Source organism: Asaia sp. VD9 (assembly GCF_037150015.1).
In the GTDB taxonomy this organism is placed as follows: Bacteria; Pseudomonadota; Alphaproteobacteria; order Acetobacterales; family Acetobacteraceae; genus Asaia.
Genome location: NZ_JBBCQM010000014.1, coordinates 38,842 through 60,178, shown reverse-complemented (window position 1 = coordinate 60,178; position 21,337 = coordinate 38,842). Strand labels below are relative to the sequence as shown.

Annotated in this window: 21 protein-coding genes; 10 read left to right on the top strand and 11 right to left on the bottom strand. The window is 59.9% G+C overall.

The window, feature by feature from the left end:
• Positions 1–47: 47 nt before the first annotated feature.
• From xylB to WFJ47_RS14595, 4 genes are all read left to right on the top strand, one after another.
• Positions 48–1,535 (top strand): xylulokinase, encoded by a 1,488-nt coding sequence (xylB, locus tag WFJ47_RS14610; RefSeq protein WP_336763942.1) that lies wholly within the window; start codon positions 48–50, stop codon positions 1,533–1,535.
• Positions 1,532–2,215: a hypothetical protein gene (locus WFJ47_RS14605; RefSeq protein ID WP_336763941.1), complete on the top strand. Its 684-nt coding sequence runs from the start codon at positions 1,532–1,534 to the stop codon at positions 2,213–2,215. Before xylB ends, WFJ47_RS14605 begins: the two co-directional genes overlap by 4 nt.
• Complete coding sequence (locus tag WFJ47_RS14600) at positions 2,212–3,243, top strand: NAD(P)-dependent alcohol dehydrogenase (protein WP_336763940.1); 1,032 nt, start codon at positions 2,212–2,214, stop codon at positions 3,241–3,243. The genes WFJ47_RS14605 and WFJ47_RS14600 overlap by 4 nt, the downstream gene beginning before the upstream one ends.
• Before the next feature lie 75 nt (positions 3,244–3,318).
• Positions 3,319–3,861 (top strand): SIS domain-containing protein, encoded by a 543-nt coding sequence (locus WFJ47_RS14595; RefSeq protein WP_336763939.1) that lies wholly within the window; start codon positions 3,319–3,321, stop codon positions 3,859–3,861.
• A gap of 98 nt (positions 3,862–3,959) precedes the next feature.
• On the opposite strand, the gene WFJ47_RS16575 is transcribed toward WFJ47_RS14595, so the two are convergent.
• A complete protein-coding gene (locus tag WFJ47_RS16575; protein WP_408868668.1) occupies positions 3,960–4,385 on the bottom strand; it encodes a hypothetical protein in 426 nt (141 codons plus the stop codon).
• Between the two features lie 262 nt (positions 4,386–4,647).
• On the opposite strand from WFJ47_RS16575, the gene WFJ47_RS14590 reads away from it, so the two are divergent.
• Entirely contained in the window at positions 4,648–5,019 is a 372-nt protein-coding gene (locus WFJ47_RS14590; protein WP_336763937.1) for a hypothetical protein, read from the top strand.
• A 276-nt stretch (positions 5,020–5,295) separates the two neighbouring features.
• Here the strand turns inward: WFJ47_RS14590 and WFJ47_RS14585 are convergent, their stop codons facing one another.
• The 5 genes from WFJ47_RS14585 to miaA form a co-directional block, all read right to left on the bottom strand.
• Positions 5,296–6,495, bottom strand: coding sequence for a cation:proton antiporter (locus WFJ47_RS14585; RefSeq protein WP_336763936.1), 1,200 nt, complete (start codon positions 6,493–6,495; stop codon positions 5,296–5,298).
• 136 nt (positions 6,496–6,631) lie between these two features.
• Positions 6,632–7,651 (bottom strand): ketol-acid reductoisomerase, encoded by a 1,020-nt coding sequence (gene ilvC / locus WFJ47_RS14580; RefSeq protein WP_188425747.1) that lies wholly within the window; start codon positions 7,649–7,651, stop codon positions 6,632–6,634.
• Positions 7,651–8,178 (bottom strand): acetolactate synthase small subunit, encoded by a 528-nt coding sequence (gene ilvN, locus WFJ47_RS14575; protein WP_127101603.1) that lies wholly within the window; start codon positions 8,176–8,178, stop codon positions 7,651–7,653. Before ilvN ends, ilvC begins: the two co-directional genes overlap by 1 nt.
• Positions 8,178–9,974 (bottom strand): biosynthetic-type acetolactate synthase large subunit, encoded by a 1,797-nt coding sequence (gene ilvB / locus WFJ47_RS14570; RefSeq protein ID WP_336763932.1) that lies wholly within the window; start codon positions 9,972–9,974, stop codon positions 8,178–8,180. The genes ilvN and ilvB overlap by 1 nt, the downstream gene beginning before the upstream one ends.
• A 32-nt stretch (positions 9,975–10,006) precedes the next feature.
• Entirely contained in the window at positions 10,007–11,005 is a 999-nt protein-coding gene (gene miaA, locus WFJ47_RS14565; protein WP_336763931.1) for a tRNA (adenosine(37)-N6)-dimethylallyltransferase MiaA, read from the bottom strand.
• A gap of 41 nt (positions 11,006–11,046) precedes the next feature.
• Here miaA and serB point away from each other — a divergent pair, with 41 nt between their 5' ends.
• Positions 11,047–11,937: a phosphoserine phosphatase SerB gene (gene serB / locus WFJ47_RS14560; RefSeq protein WP_336763930.1), complete on the top strand. Its 891-nt coding sequence runs from the start codon at positions 11,047–11,049 to the stop codon at positions 11,935–11,937.
• Between the two features lie 62 nt (positions 11,938–11,999).
• Here serB and WFJ47_RS14555 read toward each other — a convergent pair whose 3' ends face one another.
• Both WFJ47_RS14555 and WFJ47_RS14550 read right to left on the bottom strand, forming a co-directional pair.
• A complete protein-coding gene (locus WFJ47_RS14555) occupies positions 12,000–12,188 on the bottom strand; it encodes a helix-turn-helix transcriptional regulator (RefSeq protein WP_336763929.1) in 189 nt (62 codons plus the stop codon).
• A complete protein-coding gene (locus tag WFJ47_RS14550) occupies positions 12,185–12,565 on the bottom strand; it encodes a hypothetical protein (RefSeq protein ID WP_336763928.1) in 381 nt (126 codons plus the stop codon). Before WFJ47_RS14550 ends, WFJ47_RS14555 begins: the two co-directional genes overlap by 4 nt.
• A gap of 338 nt (positions 12,566–12,903) precedes the next feature.
• On the opposite strand from WFJ47_RS14550, the gene WFJ47_RS14545 reads away from it, so the two are divergent.
• Complete coding sequence (locus tag WFJ47_RS14545; protein ID WP_336763927.1) at positions 12,904–13,398, top strand: hypothetical protein; 495 nt, start codon at positions 12,904–12,906, stop codon at positions 13,396–13,398.
• An 84-nt stretch (positions 13,399–13,482) separates the two neighbouring features.
• Here the strand turns inward: WFJ47_RS14545 and WFJ47_RS14540 are convergent, their stop codons facing one another.
• Positions 13,483–14,634: an alpha/beta fold hydrolase gene (locus WFJ47_RS14540; RefSeq protein WP_336763926.1), complete on the bottom strand. Its 1,152-nt coding sequence runs from the start codon at positions 14,632–14,634 to the stop codon at positions 13,483–13,485.
• Between the two features lie 609 nt (positions 14,635–15,243).
• On the opposite strand from WFJ47_RS14540, the gene WFJ47_RS14535 reads away from it, so the two are divergent.
• The 3 genes from WFJ47_RS14535 (at position 15,244) to WFJ47_RS14525 (ending at position 18,156) form a co-directional block, all read left to right on the top strand.
• The gene (locus WFJ47_RS14535) at positions 15,244–16,740 is read left to right on the top strand and encodes a CoA-acylating methylmalonate-semialdehyde dehydrogenase (RefSeq protein WP_127101619.1); all 1,497 of its coding nucleotides are present in this window, start codon (positions 15,244–15,246) and stop codon (positions 16,738–16,740) included.
• A gap of 177 nt (positions 16,741–16,917) precedes the next feature.
• The gene (locus tag WFJ47_RS14530; RefSeq protein WP_127101621.1) at positions 16,918–17,190 is read left to right on the top strand and encodes a DUF3297 family protein; all 273 of its coding nucleotides are present in this window, start codon (positions 16,918–16,920) and stop codon (positions 17,188–17,190) included.
• A 21-nt stretch (positions 17,191–17,211) separates the two neighbouring features.
• The gene (locus WFJ47_RS14525; RefSeq protein ID WP_336763923.1) at positions 17,212–18,156 is read left to right on the top strand and encodes a nucleoside hydrolase; all 945 of its coding nucleotides are present in this window, start codon (positions 17,212–17,214) and stop codon (positions 18,154–18,156) included.
• A 98-nt stretch (positions 18,157–18,254) separates the two neighbouring features.
• On the opposite strand, the gene WFJ47_RS14520 is transcribed toward WFJ47_RS14525, so the two are convergent.
• Both WFJ47_RS14520 and WFJ47_RS14515 read right to left on the bottom strand, forming a co-directional pair.
• Positions 18,255–20,429, bottom strand: a complete 2,175-nt coding sequence (locus WFJ47_RS14520; RefSeq protein WP_408868667.1) for a TonB-dependent siderophore receptor — start codon at positions 20,427–20,429, stop codon at positions 18,255–18,257.
• Positions 20,430–20,633: 204 nt separating this feature from the next.
• Positions 20,634–21,290 carry an SGNH/GDSL hydrolase family protein gene (locus WFJ47_RS14515; RefSeq protein WP_336763919.1) on the bottom strand — a complete coding sequence of 219 codons (657 nt, stop codon included), beginning with the start codon at positions 21,288–21,290 and terminating at the stop codon, positions 20,634–20,636.
• Between the last annotated feature and the right edge of the window lie 47 nt (positions 21,291–21,337).

Below are 21,337 nucleotides of genomic sequence, written 5' to 3'. Positions count from 1 at the left end.
CATCACACCCCGCTCATCCGTGCCGCTTCGAGGGAAGGAAACGCGCCATGAAGATCGTCATGGGGGTCGACAGTTCGACCCAGTCCTGCAAGGTCGAACTGCGTGACCTCGAAACCGGCGGCATCCTGGGTCGGGGCAGCGCCAGCCATCCTCCGGCATTTGCCCCCAGAAGCGAGCAGAACCCACAAGACTGGTGGGAAGCCTTCGAGCGAGCACTGAACCGCGCCGTTGAAACCGCCGCGATCGACCGCACGGCGATCGTGGCCATCTCGGTGGCGGCGCAATGCCATGGCCTGATCGCCCTCGACGAACAGGACAGGGTGATCCGCCCGGCCAAATTATGGAACGATACGGAGAGCGCGCCTCAGCTGGCGCGGCTGCGTGAAGCCATTGGCGCCGAGAACTGGATCCGTAAGGTAGGGTCCCTGCCGACGGCGGCATTCACCATAGGGAAAATTGCCTGGCTGGCTGAAAACGAGCCCGAAAACTTCAGGGCCATGCGTCGCATCTGCCTGCCGCATGACTGGCTCACCTATCGCCTGTGCGGCGTCCATGTGACCGATCGTTCCGAGGCCTCCGGCACGGGGTACTGGAGCGCCACGGAAAACCGGTATGTTACGACCTATCTCGATCTGATCGCCGCGGACAGGGACTGGGCCTCGATGCTGCCCCGCGTTCTGGGCCCTGACGAAGCCGCCGGAACGATCCTGCCAGACATCGCTGATCGACTCGGCCTTTCGCGCGATATCCTGATCGGCCCGGGGGGTGGTGACCAGCATGCCGCCGCGCTCGGCCTCGCTGTCGAGGAAGGCGACGCGGTCTACACGATCGCAACATCGGGCGTCATCTTCACGACGGCCAGCCGCCCCGTGCATGATCTCTCCGGTCTTGTGGATGGCGTGGCCGATTGCGCCGGGGGCTATCTGCCTCTGGTATCGACCCTCAATGCAGCGCGGGTGACCGATTGGGCAGCCCGGCTTCTCGACGTCGATCATGCAGGGCTCAGCAAGCTGGCGCTCGAAGCGGATCCCCTCGCTTCGCCTGTTTTCGCCGCCTTTCTCGATGGAGAGCGCAAGCCGAACCGACCTGATTCCTATGGGCTGATGGGCGGCCTCACTGCCGCGACATCGCGCGCCGATCTGGCGCGTGCTGCGCATGATGGGGTGTTACTTGCCCTCATCCGGGGCGAGACCATCATGAATCAAGCGGGCATCGCGACGGATGGCCGCGTAATCATCACTGGTGGCGGCGCACGGTCCAGTGCCTATCGTCAGATCCTGGCCGACTATACCCAGCGCCGCATCATGATTGCCGACCCAGCGGAGGCCGATGAATCGACCGCACGCGGCGCAGCCATCCAGGCCGCCGCCATTGCCACGGGGCGCGACGTGCAAACGATGCGTCAGCTCTGGGCCCCGCGTTATGAAACCGTCGCCGAGCCTAATAGGGCCATGGCGGATAGTCGTACCAGGCTGCTCGACCGCTATCTCGCTCTGAGCGCATGGTCCGGCTTTGACGGACGTATGCGCTCATGAACGCCTTGGGATCCTCGCCATCCTTACCGAGCGGATTTCCGCTTGATGAGCCGATCATCCAGTTGGCGCGCGCAGGGAATATCTGCCTTGGTGGCAGCCTCTATGCTGCACCGGCTCATGAGCGCCTTGCCATGGCAGACGCTCTGACGCGCGCGCATCTCTGGGCGCACGCCGATTTCTTCGCTCCCGGCGCAGAAGGCGTTGATCTCGCCACGGTCGATGCCATTCTGGCGCGCGAGCATGGCGCCCTGGACGCACATCTCCTGGATAACGACGCTTTCGTGTGGTTCGACCGCCTCGCGACACGCGCCCTCGACCGCCTGACCCTACCGCTGGAAACCGACGCGGATCTGCACGGTGCCATCGCAACCCTTCGTCACCGGGGGATAAGCCCCTGGCTCGCTCTTGCGCCCCAATCCACCATCGCGGAGGCGGAGCCCTTTCTAGAGTCGGTTGATGGCGTACTCGTCATGCTGATCGCGCCCGGTACGAAAGATGCCGCCTCCCTCTCCCTGCTGGACAAAAACCGGGCCCTGCGTGCGCGCGGCGTGACGAACGGCGTGGATGGCGGCGTCACGGCGGAGACACTGCCCCGGATCGTACAGGCAGGCGCCTCTTATCTGGTCATCGGGCGCAGCCTGCTGGCCCAATTCTCTCATCAACAAGAAGAAATCTCATGACAACTCTCTCCAATAGTCTGCCTGACACAATGCGCGCCTCGGTCCTCAAGGAGAAAGGTGTGATTGCCTTGCAGAAGCGCCCCGTTCCTGTCCCCGCCCCGGACGAAGTGCTTATCAAGGTCGCCTGCGTGGGCGTCTGCGGCTCCGATGTCCATTATTACAAGGAAGGACGCATCGGCGATTTCATCGTCGATGCGCCTCTGGTTCTGGGTCACGAGGTTTCGGGACGTATCGTTGCCGTAGGATGTGACGTTTCCGAAAGCCGCATTGGTGAGCGCGTTGCCATCGAGCCGCAACGCCCCTGCCGCACTTGCCCGCAATGCATGGCGGGACGATACAATCTTTGTCCCGAAATGAAGTTTTACGCGACACCGCCGATTGACGGGGCCTTTCAGGACTATGTGACCATTCAGTCGCCCTTCGCCCACAAGGTTCCGGACTCGCTGAGCGATGAGGAGGCCGCCCTGCTCGAACCACTCTCCGTGGGTATCTGGGCGTGTCAGAAGGCACAGATTGGCCCCGGCTCACGCGTGCTGATTGCCGGCGCAGGGCCGATCGGGATTATCACCGCCCAGGCAGCGCGGGGCTATGGCGCTTCTGAGATCATCATGTCGGACCTGCTGGAAGATCGTCGTAAACGCGCTCTCACCCTTGGCGCGACACGCGTGATCGACCCGGCGCGGGAGTCAGTCAGTGATCTGGGCGTCGATGCCTTCATAGACTGCTCCGGCGCAACGCCGGCCATCAAGTCAGGCATTACTGCGGTACGCGGGGCCGGGCATGTGGTACTCGTTGGCATGGGGGCCGACGAAGTCCCCCTGCCCCTGCCGATCATTCAGGTACGCGAACTCACCGTGACAGGCACGTTCCGCTACACGGGGACCTGGCCCATCGCGACGCAAATGGTCGCGCAGGGCAAGGTCGATCTGAATGCCCTTGTCACGGCGAAATTCGATCTTGACCATGTGCAGGACGCGCTCGAAGCGACCTTCGACCCGACATCGCTCAAGCCTGTCGTTTATTTGTGAGACCGGCGGGGCTCTGCCCCGCGCCCTGGAAAGGGGCTCGCCCCTTTCATCCCAGTTTATTGTCGGAATCATGATATGGCACCCCCTTCCACCGAACGCGCCGTAGCCCTTGTGCGTGACGAAACGGCCAAGCTGCTGGAAACTCTATCAGGGCAGGAACTAAAAGATTTCAGCGCGGCCCTGATGCGCCGAACGGGACGACTTTTCTTCACTGGGCAGGGCCGCTCCGGGCTCATCGCGCAAATGGCGGCGATGCGCTGCATGCATCTCGGCTTGCAGGCTCATGCTGTGGGTGAGGTTACAGCGCCAGCCATACGTGGCGACGATAGCCTGATCATCTTTTCCGGCTCTGGCACGACGCCGGTATCGCTGCATTTTGCACGCATCGCCCAACAGCTTGGCGCCACCATCCTGGTGATCACGCGTGAGACCGAAAGCCCACTGGCGTGCATCGCCGATCACACCCTGATTATCCCGGCTCAGGGCTCAGCACAATTTGCAGGCAGTCTGTTCGAACAAGGCGCCCTGCTCACTTTCGACGCCCTCATCGCCTCAATCGTCGCAGACCACTTTATCGCCTTCGACGCCATGCAGGGACGGCATACAAATCTGCAGTAAAAGCGGATCATATTCCCCGTGACTTCGATGATCAGATCTCGCTCCGTTTTTTCTAAACCTGCCTCATATTTACAGAGCTTCTTATGTACGCCTCGAAATCAGGCGCCTCCATGCACAAAAGACTCGAGCGCGCTCACGCTTGTCGACCAAGTAGATATTTTCTGTCCATCTTCATTTTCGAAATGCATATCATTGAGCACGAGTTCGAAATTTATCGCTCGTTTCATGCTATGCTGCCACCTGAATAAAAATTTCTCCTGTATGAAGACTCTGTTTCCCAGTATCTGAAATGGCCATAAGTTGATGAAATTGGCATTTCTTGGTCGATAAACATTAGTCAGAAAATAAGACTTCCCAGTTTCCAAAAGTCTTTTCGCCGAATTTCTCCACGATTCTTCGTGTTTTTCTTTACTGAAAAATCTCAGATTGAAAAAACCTTCCCTTTTTTCTTCTATGTAGAGGGATCCGAAATAGCCATCTTCGTCATACGAAATCGCCCTTCTTCCAAATATTATATCGAACATCCGAGTAACTTCCGCAGCACCAAGAACCATGACATATCAGTCGGGTATAATTCATAATTGCCGCACCAAAAGAATAGGATATTGATTTTATAGTAAAATTTTTGTGCTTATTACGGCTTTGAGCCATAAAGCTTCTTCAGTCACGCCTGTCGCGAAATTAGTCATAATTTCACCAATTCCAAATAAATATTTCTATGCCTTGAGTGTATTATAAGAAACATGCTCGCTTAATTTTCATTTTCCACGCAAGAAGGGTGCCGACATGACAACAGAACTCAGTCCCGAGGGAAAAGCGCTTCTGAGATTTCTCGCCAAAAAGATCCTCCCAGGTGCTATTGTGGACAGACGTGCAGACATCGTTAGAAACTGCATCGGATACAAGCAAGTTCATGAGCAGCTCAGACTCCCAAGACGGTCAGAAACATGGGGAAGAAGTCTCGAATTGAATGGTCTGGCCAACATGGCCGAATGGGTATTTGAACAACATCTTCCTGCTATCAGCGGCCTGATCGTCACCGAGGAGACCAGAGCACCCGCAGTTGGCGGCTATATTCCGCTTATGGAGCGATATAGATCCGACTGGCTGACCGAGATCGAAAAATCCCAGCAGCAAGACTGGACTCCATTCATCTGACCACTGTCTAGTTGTGCAATGGCTCTGAATTGTACGAGCTGGGTTCTTACCCCTGTCCTGACATGCTTGCCTCAGGCGAACCGACGCGTGAAAAGCCCATTTGATGAACGTATATGGGACAATAATGCATTGACTAACGACAGGATGAAGAGCCAGTCGATTTCGAAGTTTCACGTCGCTATTGCGCACAACCTGCCAGTTCAGGGAGAGATCTTCGGATACCCCACCCGAAGCCGCCCCCTACGCGATTAACTCCCGTATGAAGTACGCACGGACTTACACCCTGTCACCGCGCACATAGGCAGAGAGACGCGAAGAGACCATGGGGATAGTCAGCATTGTGCTGCCGAGCGCCATGAGAAGCAGTGCCGTGAAGGTACTGTTCGTGATGATATGCCGATCCAGAAGCACGTTGGCAAAGATGATCATGATCAGGGCTTTTGTCTGAAGCAGCCAGCCAAGCGTGGTCGCCTCGCCTTTGGGCCAGCCGAGCACTCTGCCCGCAATCTGCACACCGATCAGCTTGCCGCCCACCGAGGCGCATAACAGCAAGGCGGCGGCGGCAAAAACAGCCCCACCGCCTATGGTCCACTCGGTGCGCAGACCGGTCGACAGGAAGAAAACCGGCATGATTGTCAAAAGCACAAAGTGCCGGAAACGGTCCATGTCTTCCTGCCTGAACCAGGCGGCATCGAGCACCGCGCCCGAAAGGAAGGCGCCCACTATGAAATGGAGCCCGGCCCAGTCAGCCGCAAAACCGCATCCTGCAAGCCAGACGAGGCCAAGATACCAGCGATCCTGCTCTGCAACGCGGGCCATGAGCGCGCGGAACGCCAGGGTGGCCAGAGCGAAAAGGACCAGAAAGCCCAGCTGGCGCCCCATACGCTCCCAGTCGAGCAGAATGACTGCCAGAACGCCCCAGATGGCCACATCGTCCAGAGAGGCATAGCGCAGGATACGCTGCCCGAACGGCGTCCGCAGAATGGAGAGTTTCTCAAGAAACAGAACGAGGATCGGCAAAGCCGTCACGGCACAGGCAATACCGATACCAAGAACGACCTGCCAGCTCGCCCCTGCCGCGCCCCTCCACCCCGGATAACGAAGCATCAACAGCGCTGCCAGACTGCCCGTTACAAGAGGCACGGCCAGAGCAAGCCCTGCCGTCAGCCCGGTTTCGCCGCGGCGACGCCATGCTTCGCGAATATCCAGCTCGATACCCGCAACCCAGACGAACATCATGACCGCCCACCAGGCAATGCCGTTCAGGGCCGTGATCGTGCCAGGCGTGAAAACGGTCTTGTAATAATCGGGGCAAAAGGCCCCCAGCACGCCAGGGCCGAGCAGAATACCGCCAATAATCTGCACCACCACGAGAGGGGCCCAGAAATCGGTACGCAGCAGACGCCAGACGAAATAGGGCAAGGCATAGATCACCAGCATCGCAATCAGAAAGATCTCGGTGGGTGTTCTTGGCACTCGTTTATCCTCGCACTGGTATTGGTACTGGCAGCCTGCAGAATCTTCTAGGAGAAACCCCGTCATCGCCAAGCATAAAAAAAGCGGGGACCGAAGCCTCCGCTTTTCCATTTCCGATCCCGAAAGGGACAGAAGATCAGTTCTTGGCCTTGTCGACCAGCTTGCCCTTGGCAATCCAGGGCATCATGCCACGCAGCTTTTCGCCGGTCTTTTCGATCTGGTGAACATCGTTACGAGCGCGGATGGCCTTGAAGCCAACGCCGCCCGACTGGTTTTCCAGAATGAAGTTGCGCACGAAGGTGCCGTCCTGAATGTCGGTCAGAACGCGCTTCATCTCGGCCTTGGTTTCTGCCGTCACGATGCGCGGGCCGGTGACATATTCACCGTATTCGGCCGTGTTCGAGATCGAGTAGTTCATGTTCGCGATGCCACCTTCGTAGATCAGATCCACGATCAGCTTCATTTCGTGCAGACACTCGAAATAGGCCATTTCGGGAGCGTAGCCGCCCTCGACCAGCGTCTCGAAACCGGCGCGGATCAGCTCGACCAGACCACCGCAGAGCACGGCCTGCTCACCGAACAGATCGGTTTCGACTTCTTCCTTGAAGCTGGTCTCGATGATGCCGGCGCGGCCGCCACCATTTGCCGAAGCGTAGGACAGGGCGATTTCAAGCGCCTGACCCGTTGCGTTCTGGGCAACAGCCACGAGCGACGGCACGCCGCCACCCTTCTGGTATTCAGAACGCACGGTGTGGCCGGGGCCCTTCGGGGCAACAAGGAACACGTCCAGGTCAGGGCGGGCTTCGATGATGCGGAAATGGATCGACAGGCCATGAGCGAAAACGAGCGCTGCACCCTGCTTCAGGTTCTTTTCCAGCGAGTCCTTGTAAAGCGCGCCCTGACCTTCGTCAGGCGTCAGAACCATCACGACATCGGCCCATGCAGCGGCGTCAGCGGGGTTCATGACCTTGAAGCCAGCGCCTTCTGCCTTGGCAACAGCCGACGACTCAGGACGCAGGCCGATGACCATATCGGTCACGCCGCTGTCCTTCAGGTTGTTGGCATGGGCATGGCCCTGGCTGCCGTAACCGATGATGGCAACCTTCTTGCCCTTGATCAGGCCCAGATCACAGTCACGATCGTAATAGACGCGCATCAGAAAGACTCCTCGATGGATTGAAAGACTTCGGTACCACGGCCTATAGCGGCGATTCCGGTCCGGGACACTTCCGCAAGACCAAGCGGTTGCATCAATTCGACGAAAGCATCGATTTTCTCGGCACTTCCCGTCAGTTCAAAAACGAAAGACCCTGCCGTTGTGTCGACCGCATGGGCGCGAAACGCCTGGGCAATACGCATACCCTCGGTACGCATCTCGCCCTTGCTGACCACCTTGATCAGGGCCAGCTCGCGCGCCACATGCGGGCCGCATTCCGTCAGGTCACGCACGCCATGTACAGGAATAAGGCGCGCAAGCTGGGCCTTGATCTGGGCAATGACCATCTCCGTGCCAGACGTCACGATGGTGATCCGCGAAAGATTGCGCGAGGCATCAATGGCAGAGACGGTAAGGCTCTCGATGTTATAGCCACGTCCTGAAAACAGACCGACGACGCGGGCCAGGGCACCGCTCTCGTTTTCGATCAGAACCGCAATGACGGCTCTCTGGATATCCTGTGCCATCAGACCAGCATCATGCCTTCTTGTGTAATCCGGGCCGCATTGGACTCCTGATCGGGGCCAAGCAGCATCTCGTTATGCGGGGCGCCCGACGGAATCATCGGGAAGCAGTTCTCGTCCTGCGCCACACAGATATCCGCCACCACCGGGCCATCATGACGCAGCATCTCGTCAATCACGCCATCCAGCTCGCCCACGCAGGTGGCGCGCAGCCCCTTGCCGTGAAACGCTTCTGCCAGGCGGATGAAATCAGGCAGCGCCTCGCTATAGGATTGCGAGTAGCGCGAGCCATGCAGCAATTCCTGCCACTGACGCACCATGCCCATATAGCGGTTGTTCAGGATGAACAGCTTCACCGGCAGGCGATACTGCGCCATCGTGCCGAGCTCCTGAATATTCATGAGCGTCGAAGCTTCGCCGGCAATATCGATCACCAGCGCATCGGGATGCGCCACCTGAGCGCCGACCGCCGCAGGCAGACCGTAGCCCATGGTGCCGAGGCCGCCAGAGGTCAGCCAGCGATTGGGCTTGTCGAACTGGAAATGCTGCGCCGCCCACATCTGATGCTGGCCGACTTCCGTGCTCACGAATGTATCGCGCCCCAGCGCCTGCGTGGCTTCATAGAGGCGACGAATGGCATATTGCGGGCGGATGATGGCGCTCGGAGCCTGATCCTGCACAAAGCCGAAAGAGTCCAGTGCGCGCCAGCCTTCGATCTGTGCCCACCAGGGGCTCAGATCCTGACCATCGCCATCCCATGCAGCAAGAAGCGCCTCAATCGTGCGGCCGACATCACCAACCAGCGGCACATCGACGCGAATGATCTTGTTGATCTGCGAAGGGTCGATATCGGCATGGACCTTGAACGAGTTGGGCGAGAACGCATCCACACGCCCGGTCACACGGTCATCGAAACGCGAGCCAAGCGCGATCAGCAGGTCGCAGCCATGCGTGGCCAGATTGGCCTCGTAGCTGCCATGCATGCCCAGCATGCCCAGAAACTGGCGATCGGTGGTCGGGAACGCGCCCAGACCCATCAGGGTGGAGGTCACCGGGAAATTGGTGCGGCGGGCCAGCTCGCGCAGGCCTTCCGCAGCCTTGGGGCCAGCGTTGATCACGCCGCCGCCCGTGTAGAGCAGCGGGCGCTTGGCGCGCTTCATGGCCGCAATGGTCTGGCGGATCGCCTCGCCATCCGCATCGAGATTCGGACGATAGGGGCGATGCAGACGCCCCTCACCCGGAGCAGGCAGCGGCGCGTTGCCGACCGAGATGTCCTTGGGCAGATCAATCAGAACGGGGCCAGGGCGACCGCCAGCGGCCACCTCGAAGGCCTCACGCACGATCGGCGCCAAATCCTGCCCGCGACGCACCAGATAATTATGCTTGGTGGCAGGACGCGTGATGCCGGTCGTATCGGCTTCCTGAAACGCGTCATTGCCGATCAGCGCCGTCGGCACCTGGCCGCACAGGCAGATGAGCGGGATGGAATCCATCAGCGCATCGACCAGACCGGTCACGGCATTGGTGGCACCGGGGCCACTGGTGACCAGCACCACGCCCACCTTGCCGGTCGAGCGCGCATAGGCCTCTGCCGCATGAACAGCGGCCTGCTCATGGCGCACCAGGACATGACGGATATGATCCTGCTTGAACAGCGCATCATAGATGGGCAGCACCGCGCCGCCGGGATAGCCGAAAATGACCTCGACACCCTGCTCCACAAGCACGCGCAGGAGCACCTCGGCACCATTGAGCGACGCTGTCGAAGTTTTTCCGGTCTGCTGTGTTGACGCGTTCATGTGAGCGCACCCCTTTCATTGAGCGGGCGGGTTTATGACGGTGATGAGGATTCGTCAATGGCCGATTGAATGAAAGTTGCGATATTTTCGAATTCTCTTTCCGAAAATTGCGTACTCTCCTCATATCTTTGCAAGGAAATCATGCAATCCTGCTCTGCGCCCAGCGCATGGTGATTGAACCACGTCGCCTGGCGTCGTGTGTACTGCCCCGTAGCAATGACCGCACGGCGTATCGCTTCTGCCTCAGGCAAAGTCCCGGCAAGAACGGCGCTCAGTTCGGGAACGCCATGGGCGCGCATGGCAGGCAAAGAGGGTGAAAGGTCCCGCGCCACAAGACGTTTGACCTCTTCCATCGCTCCGAGCGCCATCATGAGCGAGAACCGCTCTGCGATCGCCGCACGCAACGCCTCGCGTGGCGGATGGAGCCTGACGGAGACAAAGCGAAACGGCGCTGACGGCAGCCCGGGCCGGCTACGCCAGTACAGCAGCCCATGATCCGTCCCACGCAGCACTTCGAGAGCACGTGCCACGCGTTGCCCGTCACCGGGTTTCAACGTACGCGCCGTCTCCGGGTCATCGCGCATCAGAAGCGCGTGAGCGGCCTCGCTGCCCTTGTCCTCCACGAGCGCGCGCGCCCAATCGCGCGCGGCGTCGCCAGGATCGGGCACCTCGACCAGTCCGTCCAGCAGCGCACGCAGATACATACCCGTGCCGCCACACAGGATTGGCAGTCGTCCCTGGGCGCGCGCAGCTTCCATTTCCTGCAATGCAACCTCGCGCCACCAGGCCACGCTGCCCGGCTGTGCAGCGTCGAGCACGCCATAGAGACGATGCGGCGCACGTGCCTCGTCCTGCGCATCGGGGCGCGCTGTCAGCACATGCAGATCGGCATAGACCTGCATGGAATCGGCATTGATCACCGTGCCACGAAAGCGCTCAGCCAGCCCCAGCGCGAGCGCCGACTTGCCGGAACAGGTCGGTCCCGCCACAATAAGGGCGATCGGGGCCAGGGCAATCGGAGCGTCAGCCATTCTGTCTTGCTGTCCCAAGCGTTTCTACCTGATGGGCCAAGATGACCTTACCTTACGTTCTCGTTCTCGTTGCCGACCCTGCACAGGGCACCCTGTCCAAAGATGCCATCGACATTGCGCGGAACATGGTCAAGGGCAAGAACCCTGTTGTTCTTTCACCCGGCGAGGCGGTCGAAATCCCCTGCCCCACTCCGGCGCCGGGCGCGCCAACCATCGCTACCATACGCGCAACACTGGCCCGTCATAAGGTGGATACCCTGCTGGTCAAGACACGCGGCCGTCGCAAGGCCGTGCTGGTGGCCGATATGGACAGCACCATCCTGAACGGCGAAACCCTCGATGAGGTCGCAGCCCTCCTGGGTGTGGGTGAGGATGTCGCCCGTCTTACGCTCGATACAATGAATGGCAAAATGGATTTCGAGGAATCCCTGCGCACACGCGTGGCCCTACTGGAAGGCAGATCCACCGCCTGTCTCGAGGAAGTCTGGCAGAAATCGACCCTGAACCCGGGCGCGCGCGCGCTCGTCCAGACCATGCACGCCCATAACGCCCGCACGGCGCTCGTCTCAGGCGGCTTCACCTATTTCACCAGCCGCGTTGCTGAGGCCTGTGGCTTCGACGAACATTACGGCAATGAATTCGATATTGTGGACGGGGTGTTCACGGGCAAACTGGCCGCCCCGGTTCTGGGCCCTGACAGCAAGGGAGAACATCTCAACCGTCTGCTCGAAGAACGTGGCGTCAAGGCCTCGGCGGCCCTCACAACGGGCGATGGCACCAATGACCTGCCCATGCTCGCCGTGGCCGGTCTGGGCATCGCCTATAAGGGCAAGCCGAAAGTGCGCCAGATGATCGACATGCAGGTCAATCATTCGACCCTGCGCGCGCATCTCTTTGCTCAGGGTTATCCGGCGAGTGTTTTCGTAGAGTAAGGGTTCATGGGGCGCTGCCCCATCCCCCGGAAAGGGGCTTGCCCCTTTCATCCCCCTGCAGGTCAGGGGATAAAGATCGCCTCAATGCTCAGGCCGAAGATTTTCGCAATAGCGAATGCCAGCGGCAGGCTCGGGTCGTAGCGCTCATTTTCGATCGCATTGATGGTCTGGCGCGAGACGCCAAGCGCCTCGGCCAGCGCATTCTGGCTGAGGCCCTGAGTCAGGCGCAGATCGCGCATGCGGTTTTTCACCGGTATCTCCGGCATGCAACGACCATGCCTGCGAGCCACAGAAGCGCCATAAGCGGCCAGATGGCGAAGGCGCGAATATGGGGCGCGCCAGCGTTTTCAGCGAAGCCCCATCCTATGGTGATAAGGGCCGTGCCTAGAAAAGCCGTCGCTATGGCGTCGAACTGAACGCGACGCTGAAGTTCATCCATGCGTCGTAGTGCTCGCATGATAACCCATGCCACGGCCACGACTCCAAGCATGGGCGCCATGCTCAGAGCGAAAAGAAGCGTCCCTGTAGGGTGAAGCTGATGCTCCAACGCACCTGATGTGAGGAGCAGGAAAAGATACAGCAACAATGCCGCGCCGAGCTCGATCCCGTACTGTCTGGGCCTGAACATGCGTTTCTCCATGTAAAGTACACTTTCCATATCCCTCGTTTTGGAGTGGAAAGCAAGCTTTACACAAATGTCGCATTGGCAGGGGCGATGACCACAAGACAACGATCTCTGAGGCGGAGGAGGAGGAGGAACAATTCGGCTATCCCATCTCTTTGTGCCTGAGGGAGTTCCGCGATGGGGCCCAAGCGGAAACTCGCGGGAACAATTGCTCACAACCAGCGTACGATATGTCTGGAATTACCTGCAGGCATTATAGATATCATAGAAATCCTGAATACCATGCGATCTTAAGGAATCTTTGTTTTGCCATTTCATAGAATATCCTTATATCAGCCAGAATGCACCAAGACATAAAATCCGGATTTTCTCGCATCCTGCTAATTTCTTCTGGATTTCTTCTCGCGATAGCGGCAATCGCGCATGCCATCACACTCTGTCTCGGTCCGCCCGCCTATGGGATCATGGGCGCTGGCCCCGATATGGCACGAAGGGCGTTGCAAGGAGATTGGCGCCCGGCAGCGATCCTTGGCGCGATCGGTCTCGTGCTGCTTCTCGGCGCTTATTGTGCGTTCGCAGGGGCACGCTTGCTCCCGCGGCCACCTTTGCCGGCGCTGCGCCTTACCCTCTTTACGGTCACGGCGCTGCTTCTGGGACGCGGCGCCATCGGCGTGTTTCTGCTGATCTTGCTGCGCCTCAATGGCGCTCATATGGAAACTCTCTATATCGCCGGACTGGGCGGGAGCTCCACCTTCTGGATAGGGAGTTCCACCCTGTGCCTTCTCCTCGGCGCGATGCAGCTCGCCGCCACGTCGTTATCACGCGACCTCTATTGAGCGCAGCGCATTACTGGTGAGACCGTTTCCAAAGGGCGATTGCCCTTCGAAGAGTTCGGGGAAAGGCCCTGGAAACCGTTCTTCTCACTGACAATCGGACGAAAGTGCATCTCCCTGAAGACTGCGATCGGCAAAAGCCTGCGCTTCGCTCTCGGCAGCGTTCAGCAGCGGGGAGTGCTCCACACGATAGTGATGCACGCTCACGCGGGTTCCCGCAGAGCATAGGGCCTGCTTCAGCTTCTCCTGCTGGGCAGGGGGAACCTGTGTGTCGCTCGTGGCAATACCCAGCATGACGGGAGAGGCCAGCTTGAGCGACGGGTAGCGCGCCCATTGCAATGCGGGAGCAAGAGCATTTTCCGCGTCGGGCTGGAACGTATTCTCCGGGGTCAGGCCCGCATGTTCGACTGCGCCGAAAAAATCACCGCGGCAGAGTTCGCTGGCCTTGCGGTAAAGCGGCAGGGCCCGTGGCTTGAAGGCACTTGATGGTTCGAAGGAGGCATCTGCCGCGCCCAACGATGCCCCGAGCAGCAATCCGTAAACGACACCGGGTGCGAACCGGCGTGCGCCATGAGATTGCGTCAGGATATGGCCCGAATCACCATCGAAATAGGGCGCCCCGAGCGCAATCGTGCCTTTGACCTGAAGGCTTGGCGCGTAAGAACTGGCGATTGCGGAGGCTGCGAGGACGGCCTGTGCACCCTGATCATGTCCAAGCAGAACCACATGACCGCTCAACGCCGGGAAGCGACGCCGCGCGGCGCGAACCGAATCGAGCACGGCCATACCTTCGGATTTCGCATTGAGATAAAGCGCCGCACCTGGCTCGCCCAGCCCCGGATAATCCGTAGCGACAACGGCGTAGCCTCGACGCATCCAGCTTCCGTAAAAGCTCGCCTGAGGGCCGCCTATTCCCATGATCGAGGGAGCACAGGTCAGGCCAATACCGCTGGTACCATGCGCCCAGGCCATGACAGGCCACCCACCGGCAGGCGGCGTGCCACGCGGAACCATGACCTCGGCGGAGACCGCAACCAGATGGGTGGGGTTATGGGCATCCGTGCTGCGATAAGCCATGCGGTACGCGGCCCCCGGAATGGGTGCATTCTTCTGTTCGAGCGTGATCGCCTGACCGGCCGCGACGGGAGCGTAGCGCGATTCGGCATCCTCATCGGCGTCCATCGCACAGGCGGTGAGGGTCAGGGCGGAAACGGCCATCATGGCAAGAACAGAACGCATCAGACCTCTTTGATCTCGGAGGAAAGGAAGGAGAGAAACCCGCAGGGTGGCGTAAGAGAGCGTTCCGGCGAAGTCGGTCCCGGATCGAGCCCAGGGCAGGCGTCGAGCCGGGCTGCCCGGATATGGCAAACGCTGGTTTTGTCATGCCGGTTCAGAGAAGGAAAGGGATGCTTGACCCAAGAGTTGGGCAGTTTCATGGCCAGGCAGGCACGCTCTCCCTGCGCAGGGCCACGATTGCCGCACACACTCGGCACGCTTGCAATGCCGAACATGCACAGCGCACAGAGACGCCTGCTTCGTCAAGCAGGATAGGGCATCGGCTCCCAGAGCTTGGGCGCAGCAGGAATTGCCGCCCGGCACCGGCGTCGCTATCGGTGCGGCCAGGAACGTCATCGCCCTGCACTCACCGGAACGTGACCCGGCATAACACAAAATGGAATTTTTTTTCTTCTCTGACCAGAAAAAGAGAATATTAATTTCCGTACAGAGTATGGCACAGGCCAGTGGCGAGAGTTGAAATCGGCGCGCGCAACTAGATGCTATAGGGCGGAAGAAGCGCGGTGGTCCAGGAGGATACACCGCAAAGCCGCGAGAGAGAGGAAGACGTACATGAGCAGTCTGATTCAGCATTACATCAACGGGTCACGTACCGAAGGCCATGGCAGCAAGCGCGGCGATGTGTTCAACCCTGCCACAGGCAAAGTGACGGCCCAGCTCGCCCTTGGCGATACGAAGGACGTCGATGATGCGGTTGCTGCTGCAAAGGCTGCTTTCCCTGGCTGGTCGCAGACCACGCCGCTCGCCCGTGCGCGCGTCCTTTTCCGTTTTCGTGACCTGATCGAGAAGCACGCACGTGATCTGGCTGCCGTCATCACCTCGGAGCATGGCAAAGTCCTGTCCGATGCGCTGGGCGAAGTCACGCGTGGCATGGAAGTCGTGGAATTCGCCACGGGAGCGCCCGAGCTGCTCAAGGGCGAATTTACCGAGCAGGTCGGACGCGGCATCGATGCCTGGTCGATGCGCCAGCCTCTGGGCGTGGTCGCAGGTATCACGCCGTTCAACTTCCCGGTCATGGTGCCGCTCTGGATGGCGCCGATGGCTCTGGCCTGTGGCAACTGCTTCATCCTCAAGCCCTCCGAGCGCGACCCTTCGGCCTCGCTCGTTCTCGCCGATCTGCTGAAGCAGGCCGGCCTGCCCGATGGCGTGTTCCAGGTTGTGCATGGCGACAAGCTGGTCGTGGACGCGCTGCTCAAGCACCCGGATGTGCAGGCCATCAGCTTCGTGGGCTCCACCCCCATTGCCCGCTATATCCACGAAACCGGTGTAGCTCATGGCAAGCGCGTGCAGGCACTTGGCGGCGCCAAGAACCATGCGGTGATCATGCCCGATTGCGATCTCGACAAGACCGTCGATGCGCTCATGGGGGCCGCCTATGGTTCGGCCGGCGAGCGTTGCATGGCCATTTCAGTGGCGGTGGCTGTCGGTCCGGTAGCTGATGCGCTCATCGAGAAGCTGATCCCCAAAGTGCAGGCGCTCAAAATCGGCAATGGCACGGATGACGCGACCGAAATGGGACCGCTTGTCACCAAGATCCATCGCGACAAAGTGGCCTCTTATGTCACGCTCGGCGCAGAGGAAGGCGCCAGGCTTCTGGTCGATGGGCGCGATTTCAAATCGGCACAAAACCCGGACGGGTTCTTCCTTGGCGGGTCGCTGTTCGATCATGTGACACCCGAGATGCGCCTCTATCGCGAGGAAATCTTCGGCCCCGTTCTGGCGGTGGTGCGCGTGCCCGATTTCGAAACCGCGCTCAAGCTGGTCAATGAGCATGAATTCGGCAATGGCACCGCCATCTTCACACGCGATGGCGACAGCGCACGCGCCTTCACCCATCGGGTGCAGGCCGGCATGGTCGGCGTGAACGTGCCAATTCCGGTACCCATGGCGTTCCACTCCTTCGGCGGCTGGAAAGCCTCTCTGTTTGGCGATCATCATATGCATGGGGCCGAAGGCGTGCGCTTCTTCACCAAATACAAGGCCGTCACCTCGCGTTGGCCGACAGGAATCCGTCAGGGAGCGGATTTCGTAATGCCCACGCTGGGCTAACACCCCAGGGCATATGGGCTCAGGAGATAATGTCCTCCGGCCGCAAAACTGCCCCAAACGGGCGCGAGGGTGGGTACACCCCGCGCCCGTTTTGCGTTCCGGCGCTTTGCGCGAGCCGGAACTCGGGCTATGTCCCATGACAAGAACTGGAACACGCGCCAAACCGGAGGAAATCCCATGAGCGACACCATGCCAGACCGTCTGAGCGCCACACCGGGCAGCCCGTTCTATGACGAGGCCCTGCTGGAAAAAGGCATCGGCATCCGCTTCAACGGTGAAGAGCGCACGAATGTGCAGGAATACTGCATCAGCGAAGGCTGGGTACGTCTGGCCGTCGGCAAGACACTCGACCGCAAGGGCAACCCCATGACCATCAAGGTATCCGGCAAGGTCGAAGCCTGGATCAAGGGCCCTGAAGGGGATGACGCCGGAGAAGCCGGCAAGGCGTAATCTCTGACAGGGAACCGTTCCATGACGCCCACACGGATCATCATCGATACCGACCCCGGACAGGACGACGCCGTTGCCATTCTGCTGGCGCTGGCCTCGCCAGAGGATATCACGGTCGAGGCGATCCTCACTGTGGGCGGCAATAGCGGCATCGCCAATACCACGCGCAATGCCGCCGCTATTCTGGAACTGGCTGGACGTGCCGATATCCCGCTGCATAGCGGATGCGACCTGCCTATGGTCCGCCCGCCTGTGCGCGCCGAGCATGTGCATGGCGAGAGCGGACTGGACGGTGCGGACCTGCCTGCGCCGACCAAACAAGCCGACTCTCCCCATGCGGCCGATTTCCTGATCGAGACGCTGCGACACGAGCCCGAGGGCAGCCTGACCATCGTAACGCTGGGCCCGATGACCAATCTGGCCACAGCTCTGCAAAAGGCCCCCGATATCGCGCCACGCATCAATCGCGTCGTGTCCATGCTCGGGGCCTGTTTCGAGGGGGGAAACATCACCCCCAATGCCGAATTCAACGCCTATGTCGATCCTGAGGCCGCCGCCATCGTGCTCGCCTCGGGGGTACCGGTGGTTCTGCTGCCGCTCGATGTCACGCATCAGGTGCTGACCACCCCCTCACGGCTCGGGCGCATACGCGCCATCGGCAACGCTGCCGGTCGCTGCGTAGGCGGTATGCTTGGCTTTTCCGAGCGTTTCGACCTTGAGAAATATGGCTGGCCCGGTGCGCCCCTGCATGACCCCTGCACCATCATGTGGCTGCTGCGCCCCGATCTGTTCCAGGGTCGCCTCGTCAATGTCGAGATCGAGACACAAAGCCCGCTCTCGGCAGGCCAGACCGTTGTCGATTACTGGAGCGTGACCGGTAGGCCCGCCAATGCCCTCTATATGCGCGACGTCGATTCAGACAGGTTTTATCAAGTCCTGACAGAGCGGCTGTCGCGTCTTCCCTGAAGGCGTGACACGCATACATGACAAAAACCCCCGGGGCGCTCCTGCGCCCCGGGGGTTTTTCATGCCTGCCGGAATAGTGAGTATCCCGACACAGGATCTTACCAGGCGAAACCGATCGTCGCCTGGGCATTACGGCGCTCGCCGTAATAACAGAAGGCCTGACCGTAGGAGGCGTAGGCCAGACAGTTGGTCACGTAGTTCTTGTCGAAAATATTGCGGACATTAGCGCCGAGCGTCCAACCCTTGAGGGCATGCGAAACCTCGCCCAGATCATAGCGCAGCGTCGCATCGAACAGCGCGTATTGAGGCACATTTGCACTGCCATAGCTGGCCTCACCGCCATAGGCCGAGGCGGAGTATCGCATTCCCGCGCCGAAACCGAGCGATTTGAGCGGCCCCTTGGGCAGCGTATAAAACCCGAAGAGCGAGGCATTGCCTCGACCAGACTGGATCAGCGGCTTGCCGGTCGAATCATCATGGACGCGCTGCACACTGACTGCGGCATCGACCGTCAGGTTATGCCAGTTATCGATATGCGCCTCGAACTCGAATCCGTCGGAATGCACAAGACCATTCTGCACGTTATAGATCGTGTTAGGCACCGAAACGAGCACGTTGGTCTGTTCGATATGAAATCCCGCCGCCGTAAGCAGCACCGGAGTCCCGGGAAGCTGGTATTTCAGACCGCCCTCGAGCTGTTTGCCGATGGAAGGATTTGCCTGGGCCTGGGTCTTGCCGCCGTCATTGGAGACGATGCCCGTCTGAGGCTGGAACGAGGTCGAATAGCTGATATAGGGCGCCAGTCCGAATTTGAAGTGGTAGAGCCCCGCTGCGCGCCAGGTGATCTGGCCCGGGCTCTGCTTCGAGTTCGAGGCCGAATAATACTCGATCTGGCGTGAGCGGAACCAGTCATTACGAATGCTGCCGGTCAGCACCAGACCGCGCCAATGGATCTCATCCTGTCCGTACACGCCGATCTGATGCGAATTCACCTTGTAGCGCGCATAGGTCTCGAGCGGGTTGATCCCCATGTCATAATTGGGAGCGAAGACATCCAGATCGGGTGCCGCGCTCTGTCCGGCCGTCTCATTGGCCCATTGCTGCTGATAATCAAAACCCGCCATGAGCAGATGGGGGAGCGGTCCTGTACGCAGCTTGCCATGAATATTGCTGTCAAAGGCCAGATTGCGCGTGTGCTCGGTCGTGCCAAAGCCATAACGTGGCAGAAGGCTGTCCGTGTCCCAGTAACCGGCATTATAGACGCTGCGATATTGGGTCTTGATGTCGTCATAACGACCGCGCGTCGAGAAATTCCAGTCCTCGTTGAACCGGTGGTTATAAATGTAGGTAAACGCACCGTGCTTGCGGTTGAATTTCTCGAAGCGTGCATCGCCATCGTAGAAATTGCGAGGCAGATAGCCACCAAATGGCGCAGGCTTGAGCGATCCTTCGAGCGGCACACCTCCATAGGTGCCTGCCTCGGGATCATACTGATAATTACCCAGAAGGGTCAGGGTATCGGGTCCATTGCCCCCGAAAGCCACGGAAGGGCTGATCGAGAAACGTCGGCTCCCGGTACGCACGAGCTGCGTGTGCTGACCGTTGATCGTGCCATAAAGACGATAGCGGATCTGACCATCCTTCGTGGCATAGCCTCCCATATCGGCATCGACGCGATAGAGGTCGAACATGCCTCCCGTGGCATTGACAGACCCGTAAGAGGCGCGATCCGTGGGCAGCTTGCTGGAAAGCGCAACCAGACCGCCGGGGCTGGATTGGCCATACAGCGCCGAGGCCGGTCCCTTCAGGATCTCCAGTCGCTCGAGGCGCGACGTATCGACCTGGGCGATGGCATATCCTGTCGGGCTGTCCTGCAGGCGCAGCCCATCCAGAAATTCAGGAATGGTAAATCCGCGCAGCTGAAACAGGTCATAGCGTGTTCCCACACCGCCGCGCAGGTCAGGCGTGATTCCCGCCGCATAGCGTATGGCCTGGTTGAGCGTCAGCACGCCCCGAATATCCATCTCGTTTCGCGTGACAACCGTGACGGACTGGGCGGTCTCGATAAGCGGCGTCGAGGATTTGGTTGCCGAGGAAGCGATCGTCGCCCCCTTCTGACCGCGTACCGTCAGATGCTCGGTTTTGCTGGCCGCAGCCGCGCGGGCCGGGATTCCGGAGGCAGCACGCCCCGAAGCCTGCCGGCCTTGTTTGGGGTGCCCCGCGTCTTTCTGCTGCTGGTCCTGCGCTTGGGCGCTCCCCGCCATAAGCGCCATGAGGGAAACACACATCGCCAGACCCGTCCGGGTGAAATCCGCGCGCATAAGAATGTCCTGCCGTGAGAAAACGGCAGAGCCATACCGATACTGCGAGTCATTCGCAATTTAAGTTAACCACGCGGTCATGTTCTACCGAGAGGGTGTGGCCTAAATATCACCCTTTCGTGATTGTGTTACCAAGGAGATCCAGACGGATCGGCTTCAAGCCAGAATCTCCAGCACTTTCTGCGCCATGACCTCGCCCAGAACACGGTTATTCTCAGGCGTGAAATGCACACCGTCGCTTCCCTCTGTGGTGATATGAGCCCCCGCATCGAGAAAATTCACATCTCCCGCCTGAGCCAGAGCCTGATAAGATTCGGCCAACGCCTCGGATTTCAGCTGCGCCCCGGCAAATTCAGCCGCGAGCCAGGCCCCCGGGATCGGTTTGAGCGCGGGCGGCGCGACAATCAGAAGCGCCGGTGCCGGATAGGCCGTCCCCACGCCGCCTGCGCTTCTGGCAACCTGCATCGCCAATGCGGCCATGCCCCGGGCGATTTCATGGGGGGTTCGACGATAGACGGCCTTGGTGTCATTCGTCCCCAGCATGATGATCACCAGATCGAGCGGCATATGGCTGGCCAGAGCGGCCGGCAGATAAGCCGATCCGTCGAGACGCGGGTCATTGGGATCTGCAATGCTCGTCGTTCGCGCGCTCAGCCCCTCCTCGATCACCCTGAAGCCGTCCCCCAGAGCACGGGCCATGATTCCGGTCCAGCGCTGCTCGAAGGGATAGCGTGTGCTGGGCGTTCCTGAAGGGACAGGCATCCAGCCCCAGGTGAGAGAATCGCCGAAGCACAGGATATGGCGTGTGGTCATGCGCGTCGCTCCATATGGGCAAGGTCGGCCCCTTGGGGTCCGGACCA